9 protein-coding genes are annotated in these 14,307 nt (G+C 44.8%); 4 read left to right on the top strand and 5 right to left on the bottom strand.

From position 1 onward, the window contains the following. Position 1: 1 nt before the first annotated feature. The 3 genes from cydD to ACN0V2_RS08745 form a co-directional block, all read right to left on the bottom strand. Complete coding sequence (cydD, locus tag ACN0V2_RS08755; RefSeq protein ID WP_417550430.1) at positions 2-1,681, bottom strand: thiol reductant ABC exporter subunit CydD; 1,680 nt, start codon at positions 1,679-1,681, stop codon at positions 2-4. Positions 1,682-1,881: 200 nt separating this feature from the next. Further along, entirely contained in the window at positions 1,882-2,880 is a 999-nt protein-coding gene (gene cydB / locus ACN0V2_RS08750) for a cytochrome d ubiquinol oxidase subunit II (RefSeq protein ID WP_417550429.1), read from the bottom strand. Continuing rightward, positions 2,880-4,277 (bottom strand): cytochrome ubiquinol oxidase subunit I, encoded by a 1,398-nt coding sequence (locus ACN0V2_RS08745; RefSeq protein ID WP_417550428.1) that lies wholly within the window; start codon positions 4,275-4,277, stop codon positions 2,880-2,882. Before ACN0V2_RS08745 ends, cydB begins: the two co-directional genes overlap by 1 nt. A gap of 346 nt (positions 4,278-4,623) precedes the next feature. On the opposite strand from ACN0V2_RS08745, the gene ACN0V2_RS08740 reads away from it, so the two are divergent. From ACN0V2_RS08740 to ACN0V2_RS08725, 4 genes are all read left to right on the top strand, one after another. Continuing rightward, positions 4,624-5,148 carry a hypothetical protein gene (locus ACN0V2_RS08740; protein WP_417550427.1) on the top strand — a complete coding sequence of 175 codons (525 nt, stop codon included), beginning with the start codon at positions 4,624-4,626 and terminating at the stop codon, positions 5,146-5,148. A gap of 325 nt (positions 5,149-5,473) precedes the next feature. Then, the gene (locus ACN0V2_RS08735) at positions 5,474-8,341 is read left to right on the top strand and encodes a ribonucleoside-diphosphate reductase subunit alpha (protein ID WP_417550426.1); all 2,868 of its coding nucleotides are present in this window, start codon (positions 5,474-5,476) and stop codon (positions 8,339-8,341) included. Beyond that, positions 8,341-9,489, top strand: a complete 1,149-nt coding sequence (locus ACN0V2_RS08730) for a ribonucleotide-diphosphate reductase subunit beta (RefSeq protein WP_417550425.1) — start codon at positions 8,341-8,343, stop codon at positions 9,487-9,489. The genes ACN0V2_RS08735 and ACN0V2_RS08730 overlap by 1 nt, the downstream gene beginning before the upstream one ends. Positions 9,490-9,680: 191 nt before the next feature. Then, positions 9,681-11,429: an AIPR family protein gene (locus tag ACN0V2_RS08725; protein ID WP_417550424.1), complete on the top strand. Its 1,749-nt coding sequence runs from the start codon at positions 9,681-9,683 to the stop codon at positions 11,427-11,429. Between the two features lie 113 nt (positions 11,430-11,542). On the opposite strand, the gene ACN0V2_RS08720 is transcribed toward ACN0V2_RS08725, so the two are convergent. After that, on the bottom strand, positions 11,543-13,309 hold the full coding sequence (locus ACN0V2_RS08720) for an ATP-binding protein (protein ID WP_417550423.1): 1,767 nt from the start codon (positions 13,307-13,309) through the stop codon (positions 11,543-11,545). Beyond that, the coding region (locus ACN0V2_RS08715; RefSeq protein WP_417550422.1) for an SIR2 family protein at positions 13,306-14,307 on the bottom strand (1,002 nt) is incomplete at its 5' end. The genes ACN0V2_RS08720 and ACN0V2_RS08715, both read right to left, overlap by 4 nt.

Genomic DNA, 14,307 nt, shown 5'->3' with positions numbered 1-14,307 from the left:
GTTAGTCACTCTCCCGACTGGCAAACTGCAGCTGTTGGTCGGCTAGTGCAAGTACGTCAGCATCATGACTGGAAATCACTAAAACACACTGCGGTTTTAATGCAGCAAGCGCCGCCAGAACGTATTGACGGCTTTCGGCATCCAGGCTAGCAGTCGGCTCATCAAGCAATACTAATGGTGCCGGTGAAAGTAACACTCTTGCCAGCGCCAGACGTTGTAATTGCCCTCCTGACAGGCCTTCACCATGTTCATTAAGTTTGCTATCTAGGCCTTTGTTTCTGTTTATAATTAAACCTTCCAAACCTAGCTGACTTAATACCTTCTGCATTTCCTTTTCGGTTGCATCTGGTGCCAGTACGGCAAGGTTCTCCTTCCAGCTGCCATTAATGATCCAAGGTTTTTGAGGCAGATAACGAATCGCTTCCTTTCCCATCGGCTGGTTGTTTAAAAGTACTTTGCCGGATAAGGGAGGCAGATAACCGGCCAAGGTATGCAATAGCGTGGTTTTGCCGCAGCCGGATGGTCCGTTAATCACCAAGCACTGCCCTCTGCTCAACTTAAGATTGATAGGGTCTTGAAGAACTTCACCAGGCTGATAACCGATACCCAGATTGGTGACATTTAAAATTGATGAGGAATCGTCTGCCGTTAGCTCAAAAATATCCTCTGCTGGAGAGTTTGTATCCTCATCTGGTAGATGCGAAGCAATATGTGAAGCGGCTGCCACTGCTGCGGCACGGTCATGATAAAACTGGGATAGATTTCGTAAAGGCTGAAAAAACTCGGGGGCCAGCAACAGAATAAATAAACCGCTGAATAACGTGATATCTGCCGCCGGGCCCCAGGTTATGGAGCCAAACAGGGCAAAACCAATATAGATGGCAATACTGGCAATCGCTACGCTGGTAAAAAATTCCAGTACGGCTGATGAAAGAAATGCCAGTTTCAGGGTTTTCATCACTACCTGACGATAATCCTGACTCCTCTCTTCGACTTCTGTTAAAGCCTCAGTCTCTGCAGCAAACAGTTTTAACGTCGTGAGATGTTTGACGCGATCCAGAAAATGTCCGGCCAGACGTTGGCGTTGGTAAAAAAAGCGCTGATTGACTGCTTCTGCTCCCCAGCCTATCAGCATCATAAATAAGGGAATTAACGGTGCTGCAGCCAGTAAAAACAATGCAGCCAGCCAGTTGTAATAAAACACTACGATCAGAATCAACAGCGGTGCCAGCACTGCAAGCATTTGTTGTGGCCAGAATCTGGCGAAGTAGCCATCCATTGACTCAACATCTTCAATCAACTGGCTGGCCGCTGCACCAGGCGAGCGTTGACTATGGATTAACGCACTGGTTTGTCGCCAACCACTGAGAACCTGCTCCCGTAAATGCTCTCTTGCATACAAGCTGGCCAGTTGGGAGTGATGTTCCTGAGCTCTTATCAGTACCGAGCGTAAAATAAGGCTCAGCACCATTAGCAAAATCAATATGGATTGTTCAGCAAGCGGTTGCTTCTGAATGATTAACTCATAAGTTAGTTGTGCCAGAGCATACCATTGCACAATCATTGCAATTGTCGACAACACGCCCATAAAAACAGCCTGATGCAATCGGCTTCGCTGCTTTTGGGTGAGTTGTTTGAGTAATAAACGTCCGGCTTTATTCATGGCCTGTTGATCTTTCATAGCCGCCTAGTCAGTAACTGAAAATACGCCTGATTAAGGCGTGTGCGCATATGTCTTCGAACGCTAATTTACAGATGCATTCCGCAGGGATCGGAGACCAACTACCTCCAATAAAATTGATACCTGCTGACGTAGAGTAACTAACTTTCAGCTTTTGCGAGGTGTTGGAGGCAAATTGTCTCAGCGGAATTGGCTATGAATTAGTGGTAACCACCTTTCACTTTGCCACGGAAAATATAATATGACCAAGTGATATAGCCCAGCACAAACGGAATAACAAACAGGAAACCTAACAACAAAAACAGTTGTGATTCATAGGCCGAGGCCGCATCCCATAGTGTGTAATCTGGTGGCACCAGATAAGGCCACTTGCTGGCGAGCAGACCGAGGTAGGTGAATAAAAACAATCCCATCGTGGCCACAAACGGCATGCCTTCTTGTTGTTTTTTTACAGAACGAAACACCAGAAAAGCACAGTACAGCGCGAGCACAGGCAATAACCAAATGATCGATACACCATTGAACCATCTGTTTAATACGCCTTGATCAACAAACGGGGTGTACAAGCTGACAATACCAAATACCACTAATACAGCTATAAGCAAAATTGGCGTAATTTTATACGCCCACTGTTGCAGTTCACCTTCTGTTTTCATAATCAGCCAAGTACTGCCCAACAAGGCATAACCAGCTACCAGTCCAAACCCCGTAATAATAGTAAAGGGAGTTAACCAGTCAAACGCGCCGCCTACATAGACGAAATTACTGGTTTCAAAGCCCTGTACATAGGCCCCGACCACAGCGCCTTGAGCAAATGCAGCAACAAATGAACCACCGGCAAATGCCCAATCCCATAAGTATTTAGTTGTGTTCGCCTTAAAGCGAAATTCAAACGCAACACCACGGAAAATTAAGCCTGCCAACATCAAAAACACACCTATATATAAAGCAGGCAGAAACACCGAATAAACCAACGGAAAAGCAGCCAGTAATCCCGCACCACCTAATACCAGCCAGGTTTCATTCCCATCCCATATCGGTGCCACTGAGTTCATCATAATGTCGCGTGAATGATCATCCGGGGCAAATGGATACAAAATGCCCTGCCCCAAATCAAAACCATCCATCAATACATACATCATGACAGCGAAGCCAATAATCCCGGCCCAGATAACCACTAAATCAAATGGCTGTTCCATCACAGACCTCCGTCTAAATTAGCATTGGCAGCAGAGATAGGCCGTTGGGCTTTTTCCACATCCGAATCCAGATGATCAGCATTAGCTGTTTCCAGACCACCACGGAATACACTCATCAAATAAAACACCCCGGCACTGAAGACCATGCCATATACCAGGATATAACCAATCAACGTAAACAAAGCCATGCCCCCTGTTAAAGATGGCGTTAAACCTTGTGCATGTGTCATCTGTTCATAAATTAACCACGGTGCTCTGCCCGTTTCTGTAACGATCCACCCTGCTAATACCGCAATAAACGGTGAAAGACTCATGACTCGTAAACCGTTGAGGAAAGGTTTACATTCAAGATAGCGTTGCTTTCTGCGTAACCAGAGTCCGGCTAAACCAAACAACACCATCAGCATGCCCATCGCGACCATTACTCGGAATGCCCAGAACACAATAAATACTGGCGGTTGTTCTTCAGGTGCCACTTCTTTTAACCCTGGCACTTCGCCATTCCAATCATGCGTCAGAATAAAGCTCGCCAATTTGGGAATCTTGATTTCAAAATGGTTTTCCTGAGCCTCTTTATCCGGCCAAGCAAATAACAATAACGGTACACCGGTTCCTGTTTCCCAGTTGCCTTCCATCGCGGCGACTTTAGTAGGTTGGTGTTCGAGAGTGTTTAAGCCATGAAAGTCGCCAATCACTACTTGAGCAGGTGCCAAAATCAAAATGAGCCATAAAGCAATCGACAGCGCTTTTTTATTCGCCTCCATCTCCCGTTTTTGCATCACAAACCAGGCTGTCACCCCAGCTACGACGAAGGAAGCTGTCAAGAATGACGCTACGCCCATATGCATGAAGCGATAAAAGAATGAAGGATTGAAAATAGCATCAGACCAAGAACTGACGTAATACATGCCATCACGCATTACCAGTCCATCGGGAGTATGTAACAGGGAATTGGCCGCTAAAATCCAAAATGATGAGATAAATGTACCGACGGCGACCATCAATGCTGCAAAGAAATGTACCCCTTGCGGCACTTTATCGCGGCCAAATAACAAGACGCCTAGAAAGCCTGCTTCCAAGAAAAAGGCGGTGACAACTTCATAACTGAGAACCGGCCCGAGAAAATTGGCCGTCGCATAGGAAAAATTACTCCAGTTAGTACCAAACTGGAATGACATGACAATACCGGAAACAACCCCCATACCAAACACGACAGCAAATACTTGGATCCAGAACTTCGAGAGCCTCTGCCATACCGGATTTCCGGTCTTTAACGACAAGGCTTCTAAAACGGCGACAAAGCTCGCCAAGCCAATGGTAAAAACAGGAAAGATGGCATGAAAACACACTACGAATGCAAACTGAATTCGTGACAGTATGAGCGGATCGAGTTCCATGGTGACTCCAGTTTTGGCAGTACTACGATTGGGCTAGCCACTCGCAGAAATTAACATATATTTACAATCTGTTTTACAGACTATAAATACCACAATAAGTGCTACACAAATTTGATAAGGATCAATTTTTTTTCAGGGCGATAAATAAATAGCATTTCAACATAGGTTAAGCATCAGGCGTAATGAATTGTTTAAGCTAGGTGCTGTCATCTTTAATAATAAGATGTTGTTATGAACAGCATCTGCTGTTATCACACTGCGAAAACTTTATTAATTCAGATAACAACGTTAACCTGAATAAAATTCACCGAATGAATAATGTTTACGTATATCAGGAGGAACGAATATGGAAGTAGATATCCAAGACGAAAAACACACTGGCCGTGTAGCGGCGGTCTATGCCAGTGAGGGAGCAGCGAAGGCTGCCAAACAAAAACTTATCGATAATGGCATTTCACCCGGCATCATTAATATTGTTCGGCCTGATGACAAAAACATCAGTAAAAAAATAGAACCTGAGAGCCATGGCATCGCCAAGACCATTGTTAAATCTCATGGTTGGCTAGGTTTAATCGGAATGATTGTGGGTATTCTTATCGCGACGTTTTTAGTCTCTAGTGGTCCTGAAATGACCCAGTCCAGTCCGTTGTTTACCTATTTAGTATTTATCTTTTTCGGTTTAATTTTCGGTATGATGCTGGCCGGTTTGATTTCGATTCGTCCGGATCATGATCCGCTGATAACCAAAACCATTGAAACCAGTCAGGAACATCGTTGGACAGTTGTTGTGCAAACAGACGATCAAGATGATATCGATTTGGTTAAAGAATTATTGGACATTTCTGCCGACTCAACCAGCGAAACGCTCTAACTTTTTGCTAATGACATCTCCCAACGAGCCAATTTTTTCCGGCTCGTTGAGGAGAATAAGCACAAGTTGTGGTTACACTCCTGCTCAAACAAAAAATAATTTTTTTCTTCACCAAAATGGATCAATTTCGGTGATCGCGCATGGCGTCTCAGTTACCGCCTGATCACCCTAAAGTTATCCACATCTAATGCACAATTTATGTGCAACTTATCCCCTTGCTAAGACTTCAAAAACACATTATCTTGTGGTTCAATCATGTTGCGACCACAATTTGTTGTGGTTTGCCGTTTTTTAAGTCTTACCACACAATGCAGGGAAAATCACTATGGCGAGCGAAGCAGAACACTACATCCAACCCTCCTCTGAAACCGGCTACAAAGTTATTCGACGTAACGGCAAAGTTACCGAATTTAACAGCAGTAAAATTGCTGTTGCTTTGACCAAAGCCTTCTTAGCTGTCGAAGGTCAAGCAGCAAAAGATAGCCGTCGTATCCACGAAACGGTTGCCGAACTTACCAGCCAGGTCAGCGAAAATCTGCTGCGTCGTCTGGATGATGGTGGCACAGTACATATTGAGGATATTCAGGATCAAGTTGAACTTGCTTTGATGCGTGCCGGTGAATATAAAGTCGCCCGCTCGTATGTGGTTTACCGTGAACAACAATCACAAAAACGTGCTGAAGAAGAACGCAAGCACCCACAACCTGCCAATGAAAGCACTCTGCATGTCACCTTAAACGACGGCACTCGCCAGCCGTTAGACATCGAACGCCTGCGCAACCTGATTGATGAAGCCTGCTCTGGACTTGCCCAAGTAGATAATGCCGCCATCCTGCGTGATACCCAACGTAATATTTTCGACGGTGTTTCTGAAAAAGACGTCGAAAAAGCATTGGTCATGTCAGCCCGTACTTTTATCGAAAAAGATCCTGCCTACAGCACCCTGGCTGCTCGCCTGCTGATGGACAGCATCCGTCGTGAAGCACTGAGCTTTGTCTACAAAACACCTCGCCAAGCATCACAAGGCGAAATGGCAGATCAATATAAAGACTATTTCAAAACCTACGTTCGCACCGCCATTGAAAACGAACTGATTGATTCAGAACTTGGGCTGTATGATCTTGAACGTATGGGTGCAGCACTGAAACCGGAAAACGATTTCAGCTTTACCTACCTCGGTTTGCAAACATTGTATGACCGTTACTTCATTCACTTTGACGGCACCCGTTTTGAATTACCACAAGCCTTTTATATGCGTGTGGCAATGGGTCTGGCCATCAATGAAATCGATCGTGAAGCCCGCGCGATTGAGTTCTACAACCTGCTGTCGTCTTTCGACTTTATGAGCTCAACTCCAACATTGTTTAATGCCGGTACCTTGCGTCCACAATTATCATCTTGCTACCTGACAACAGTACCTGACGACTTGAGCGGTATTTACAGCGCGATGCGTGATAACGCTCTGCTGTCTAAATATGCTGGTGGTCTGGGTAATGACTGGACTCGCGTTCGTGGTCTGGGTGCTCATATCAAAGGTACCAACGGTAAATCACAAGGTGTTGTACCTTTCCTGAAAGTCGCTAACGACACAGCTGTTGCGGTGAACCAAGGTGGTAAACGTAAAGGTGCGGTTTGTGCGTATCTGGAAACCTGGCACATCGACGTTGAAGAATTCCTGGATCTGCGCAAAAACACTGGTGATGATCGTCGTCGTACCCACGATATGAACACCGCCAACTGGATTCCTGATTTATTCATGAAACGTGTTGCCGAAGAAGGTCAATGGACGTTGTTCTCCCCAGAAGAAGTGCCAGATCTGCATGATCTGACCGGTCTGGGTTTTGAAAAAGCCTATGCTGAATACGAAGAAAAAGCGGCACGCGGTGAAATCCGTAACTTCAAAACCATGCCAGCCACTGACTTGTGGCGCAAAATGCTCGGCATGTTATTTGAAACCGGTCACCCTTGGATTACTTTTAAAGATCCTTGCAACCTGCGTAGCCCACAACAACATATTGGCGTTGTTCACAGCTCAAACCTGTGTACCGAAATTACCCTGAACACGTCTGATCAAGAAATCGCGGTATGTAACCTCGGTTCGGTCAACATGGTTCAGCACATTGATGCCAACGGCAAACTGGATAAAGAAAAACTCAACCGTACTATTAAAACAGCCATGCGTATGCTGGATAACGTTATTGAGTACAACTATTACAGTGTGCCGCAAGCGCGTCATTCCAATCTGCTGCACCGCCCTGTTGGTCTGGGCATCATGGGCTTCCAGGATGCGTTATATAAACTGCGTATTCCTTACAGCACCGAAGAAGCCGTGAAATTTGCTGATGAATCAATGGAAGCAGTCAGCTACTACGCGATTGATGCGTCTTCTGATTTGGCTGCAGAACGTGGCAAATACAAATCTTACGAAGGCAGCTTGTGGAGCAAAGGCATTCTGCCGATTGATTCCATCAAGATCCTTAAAGAAGCACGTGGCGAGTACCTGCAACAAGACGAAAGCAAAACCATGGATTGGGATGCACTGCGTGACAAAGTCAAACGTCAAGGCATGCGTAACTCAAACACCATGGCGATTGCACCGACAGCAACGATTTCAAATATCTGTGGTGTCAGCCAGTCGATTGAGCCGACTTACCAAAACTTGTTCGTGAAATCGAACCTGTCTGGCGAATTCACTGTCATCAACCCATACATGGTTGAAGATTTGAAACAACGTGGTTTGTGGGATGACGTCATGATCAATGACCTCAAATACTATGATGGTAGCTTGCAAGCGATTGACCGTGTACCAGCGGAATTGAAAGCCCTGTACACCACCGCATTTGAAATGGATGCACGTTGGTTGATCGAAGCCGCGTCACGTCGTCAAAAATGGCTGGATCAGGCACAAAGCTTGAACCTGTACATGGCGGAACCATCCGGTAAGAAAATGGACAATCTGTACAAGTTGGCGTGGGTACGTGGTCTCAAAACCACTTATTACCTGCGTTCAATGGGCGCAACCGGTGCCGAGAAAACCAGCACCGCGCCAACTACAGCAACAACTGCTAAACCGACTGCACCACCCGTGTTAAAGCCGGTTGCCAAACAAGAAGATGACTTTATTTCAGGCGAAGGTATCGACGCACCGAAAGCCTGTTCAATCTTGGAACCAGACTGCGAGGCTTGCCAATAATGTTTAACTGGGACGATCCACTTGCCGAGAAACCGGCAACTGACGAAGTCGATAACGCACTGCTGCCACCTATGCAACAAGCAGCCAACGAACTCGACACACCTGAACCAACTGCAGCCAGTGTTAGTGCATTGCCATTAAATGCCAAAGCGATTAATGCCGATGACAAACGTGTGGTCAATGGACAAGCTGATATCAATCAGCTTGCTCCATTCAAATATCCGTGGGCGTGGAATTACTTCTTAAACGCCAACAAAAACCACTGGACGCCGCTCGATATCAACATGGCACAGGACGTTCACGACTACCGTCATAAACTGACGCTGGAAGAACGTCATGTTTATGAAAACGTGCTGTCATACCTGACCACCTCCGATATTCTCGCCATGCGTAATATCGGTCTGGCGGTAATGGAAAAAATGACCGCTCCGGAATTGCAGATTTATCAAGCTCGTCAGGTTTATGAAGAAGCATTGCATACCTGGACCTACCAGCACTGCATCGAAACCATTGGTCTGGATCAAAGTGAAATTTATAACCGCTACCGCGTAGTACCGGAGATTTACCAAAAGATCCAACTCGCCAATAAGCGTCTTGATACCGTTATGCGTAGCGATATCGACCTGCGTGATAAAGACGAACTGGAAAACTTCGTTATGTCCTATGCGTTCTTCGCGGGCATTTTCGAAGGCAGCTGGTTCTATAACGGCTTCTCACCGATCTTTGCCCTGCAACGTCGTGGCCTGATGAAAGGTACTGGCGAACAGCTGCAATACATCATGCGTGATGAAGTTATGCACGCCTCATTCGGTATTCGTGTTTGCAAACAAATCATCAAAGAAGAAAACGTCAAACTAGATCCAAAGAAAATCCAAGAGATGTTTGAAGAAGCTGATGCCGCTGAAGCAACTTACGGTGGTTACATCCTGCGTGACCCGATTCTGGGTTACTCAAAAGAAGCCCACCATGGCCAGTTCCGCTACACCGCTAATCGCCGTGCCAAACAACTAGGCTTCGAAGAACCCTTCCCCGGCGCCGAAGCCACCCTGCCCTGGCTGGATGAACAAGCCAATATGAGGAAGGAGAAAAACTTCTTTGAAACCAAGGTCACCGAATATCAAACCGGTGGCGGTTTGAAATGGGATTGATTGTTTGAATCTGTCCTTAACAATAAATATGAGTTGTTAACATTATTCATGATAAAAAATATCATTTAAGATGAGAAATCAAGTTTTTGGATTTCTGGATAATAACTTACACTCATGAACTGCTAAGTAGTATCTATGGGTGACCCTGAGAATAATTCTTATTCACCTTTAGATAATATACAAGGAAAATCATGGACGCTTGGGAATTAGCGCTAAATAGTAGGGATGACTTAGCAAAGTATGGTGATAATGATCTACTTCTGTTTGCTTTGGAACTCAATCAAGAAATAGATGACATCGAATTGATTGCTAACGATGCATTAACAGATGGTCCAGATGATAAGAAATCTGATTTGATTTACGTCAACAGAGAAACTGGAAAAGTCATAATCGCTCAAGCATACAAAAAAAATGGTAAAACAGACTGTACTGCTCCCTCAAATAAAGCGAGTGACCTGAATACTGCTGCTACTTGGATATTCCAATCAACTACAACTTCCATACCCGAAATCATCAGAGCTGCAGCTGAGCAAGTTCATCTTGCTCTGAATGATGACCAAATAACTTCGGTAGAGTTTTGGTATGTACATAATTGCAATGAATCTTCAAATGTACAAAATGAACTTCATAGAGTTGCCAGTACAGCTGATAGTCTGATCAAAAGATTTTTTCCATCTGCTGAAGTGGATTCAGTCCACTCTATTGAAGTTGGCAAATCTATTCTAGAAGAATGGTACAGAGCCACGCAGGCACCAATCTTAGTTGGAGATACTTTTGAATTTGTTACTCGCGGAGGATTTTCTTCTGCCGGTAAAAACTGGACAGCTTACTCAACCTCTGTATCTGCTCAATGGCTACATCAAATGTTTAGAGAGCATGGAAAAAGTCTGTTTTCAGCAAATGTTAGGGACTACTTAGGGAGTCGACGCAGTGACAAAAATATAAACCACAATATAAAACAAACCGCATCCAGCAGACCCGATATGTTTTGGGTATTTAATAATGGGATAACTGCATTAGTAAATGACTTTGAATCTATATCTGAAGATGATTTCGGATTATTCAAAATATCCGGCATTGCAATAGTTAATGGGGCTCAAACTACTGGAGCACTTGGTAGCTTAGATGAAATCGATCTTTCTAATGCATATGTACCGGCAAGATTCGTTAAGTGCTCAGACCAGTCAACAATAACGGACATAATAAGATTTAATAATAGTCAAAACAAAATTGAGCCTGCAGATTTCCGTAGTAATGATGCTATACAATCCAGACTTCGAAATGAATTCACTGAAATACCTGAAGTTGAATACTTTGGAGGAAGAAGAGGTGGTTCAGATGACGTCATGAGAAGATCAAGAAATATAATCTCATCATATTCTGTTGGCCAAGCATTAATGGCTTTCCATGGTGACCCAGGCACAGCTTATAATCAACGTAGTCAAATTTGGCAATCAGACGCTTTATACTCACATATTTTTAATGATTACTTAACAGCCGTCCATGCCTTGTGTGCATATTCATTATTGAAGGCTGTGGATGCCGCTAAAGCGAATTTAAAAGCAATACCTGATGATCAGAGGACTGGACCGCAAACAAGATACAATGAAATTTTAAGACAACGTGGGGCAACATTTTTATTAACATCGGCTATCGCTTCTGGTCTTGAGACTATCTTAAGTCGACCAATTAACTCTAAATTCAAAGTTCATTTTTCTAAGAACATTTCAGTTAGAGAAGCAATAATTGCATGGCAACCCGTTGTTGATGTGGTCATGCCATGCGTAGCACAGCTTTCAGGAGCTTTTTCCGGTGGTAATATCGCTAATAAAGAAAATGTTAAATCAGCAATTATCATATTTGTAGACATGCTGGAGGCTACAAAAGTAGCTAATAATCAAATATTCACTACTTTATCGGAAAAGATTTGTTTAGATTAAATTTATCTTTTTGCAGTGAATAACTCATATTACAAGCTGGATTCTCTGTAATGAAACACGGATCAATTTCATTACACAGATTCATTCATTTCGTTTCTTTATATGATTCCAAGCTAAGCTGGCTTCGCTCTGGTTTGACTACGCAGTGCCTCAACCGCTTGATAAATAGCCTCAGCATTGGAAGACTTACTACCCCATTCCTTCCAGAACTCTCGCGTCGCACTGTCAGGTGTGATGAAAGGCTTATCCAATCGAATTCGTGAAGGCAACAGCACAGCGTCACCAAGCAGGAGTGCTTCACCTGTATCAAGAAGAGGAAGGATGCTTGTGAGTCCGGCTAATGAATCAGGCATCAACCGATTGATGACTGCCTGATCGGAATCATTGGTCAAACGCAAGGAGAGAAAATTATTGCACTGACTTAAGATGGTTCTACTGACGTCAGATGGGCGCTGGCTAACGACCAAGAGTGAGAAACCATACTTTCGCCCTTCTTTGGCAACCCGTTCGAAAGCTCCTAAGGCCTGCTTTTGCACGGCATCTGCATCGTCTCGGACTGGAAGGTACAGGTGGGCTTCGTCGCAAAGCAATGTGACAGGAGTTCGTTTATCAGGGTCAGTCCAAAACTGCACGGCATAGAGCAGACGGGCAAGTGTACCTGTCACAACAGGAAGTACATCCGAAGGAACTTCTGAAAAATCAATTATCTTGATACCTTCTCCCCCATTAGACGCTAATAGACGCCCTACTAGAGATGCCAGCCACCCGTATGCATTTGCCTTGGCTGGTGGTGTAAACATAAAGCCATATCGACGGTCATCGAGCTTAGCCTCAAGGCGGGAGATAAAGCGCGTGAGCTTATCCTCCCACTCACCCTTGACTGGTCCGCCGCTTTTCCCAATACCTTTTGTTTTGTTGTCGGTTTGAAGCAACTCGACCAAATCCTTAATCGAATAGGGCACGGGCGAATCCACGGTAAAAGTCTTGAGCACGCTATCTTTCTTTTCAGACTCAAGTGTCTTTTGTTTCATAGCGCGAACATGAAGCGTGAAACGAGATGCTTGGTTTGGTGCATTTTGATCACTACGATCCAAGATCATCGACAACATTTCGTCTCGATTCAACAACCAGTACGGGAGAAAAAGGGCATCATCCGCAGGATCTTCTTTTAGATCTCCAGGCCCCGCCACGCGGAAGCGTGTCGCAAAGCCGCCTTTCTCCGTATTTGCCAGAGGCGCGTATTCGCCATGCATGTCGAATACTATAATATTGGGATGTTTCAGTTTAGACGCGCGCTCCAAAATAAGTGCCACCGCGTAGCTTTTTCCCGAACCTGTACTACCAAGTATTGCAGCATGACGTTGAAAGAATTTATCTCCGCTTATGATTGCTTCCGCACTTCGATCTGCGACGAAGGTGCCTAGCTTCAGTCGCTCATTCTCTGGGTAATCAGCGCCGAGTATCCCCATGAATCGCTGCAAATTAGCAGAATCTATTACATAGCATTGGCGATCAATCTGCGGAAATGAATCTGCGCCACGCTTGAAGGTATTCTTCTTTTCTCCATCCACAGTGCGGAAGGTTCCAATTAAAGCACCACGAACCAAATCGGTTGGCGTTGACACAAGCACTGCGTTCTCTCCATCCTCCGGCAGCGCCTCAGCAATCCCATCGCGCATACTGCGCGTCACTCGCTCCGTGACTGCGATCAAATACTCTCGCTCCGTACTGCCACGCACAGCAATGAGATTCCCGATTCCCAAGCGGGTCAAGAGCACAGAGTTTGAGACATCAATAGTGACTCGACTGGTATCGACGGCAACAACCTTACCAAGGCATTCTGTATCAGTAAATTGAAGGGTTGCAGGTTTGTCGTTCATGGTTCGAGAACCTCGTCAATAAATTTATGGACATCCCACAACTCTAAAAGTGGGATGAACTGCTGTTTTTTATTTATGGTTAATAGCGTACCTGCCACGTCATTTTCACTATGGCTCTCAAGGGCGGTCACACTCGCCTGCTCTAATGCCAGTTTTGTAGCATTTGGTGTTAATGAATGAGCCAGCATAAGTGTTGGTTTGCCACCTTTTATAGCTGGAGATAGATGGGTTTCCAAATGATCATCATTGAAACCATAACCAAGGATCAAGAATCGACTTGCTCGATCAATCGATTCATTAGCTTTATTACGATGATGATCGAATGGGCTTTCGTAGCCATTTCTGAATTTGTTTTGGCCTGGCGTGATGATAAGTCGAGAGACCTCATCCAATTCACCAGGGTAAGCCACAGGCTTCCCGTCACGCAAATACCAATCTAAACTTCCATGTGGCTTACAAATCAAGGCTCTCGGCCTATAGTGATAAGTGATATTAGGTTTTCTGTATGTAACGTTTCGGCAGAAACTTAGTTTACTTTCACGCTCATTAAGAGAGGCAGCGAATCTCCCAACGAACATAGTATCGGCACCAATACCTGCCTCTTCAACAGCAATCTCAACAAGTCTGTCATAGTTCGTTGTGACAATAGGCAGGGCAGACGAAGGCTTTAGAAGGTGTGCGAGCAGCCGAGTCAATCGTAATTTTCGCTTTCCATTGAAGACATCTGCGATTACTTGTCGTTCTCGATGAGCGACAAAGGAAGCAGTTGATAATGAGATGGCTGCTTCCAAGGTGGCTGTCGGCGCTTTGGAAAGTAATGAAGCCTCCAGACCATTCGCTAATAATAGTGGCTTGATCTCTTCCCATAAAGCAGCATCTTCATCGGAGAGTTTTTCTCCAATCTCAGAGAAAAGATTCTGAGCCAACTCTCCCATACTAGGAAGCCCTTCAGCGCATGACAATCCGGACCCAACAATCGTAACGAGACCATGGCTGAG

This window comes from Methylophaga sp. (genome assembly GCF_048266885.1).
Lineage (GTDB): Bacteria > Pseudomonadota > Gammaproteobacteria > Nitrosococcales > Methylophagaceae > Methylophaga.
Note: the sequence above shows the minus strand (reverse complement) of the source record. Positions and strands in the feature narration are given on the sequence as shown.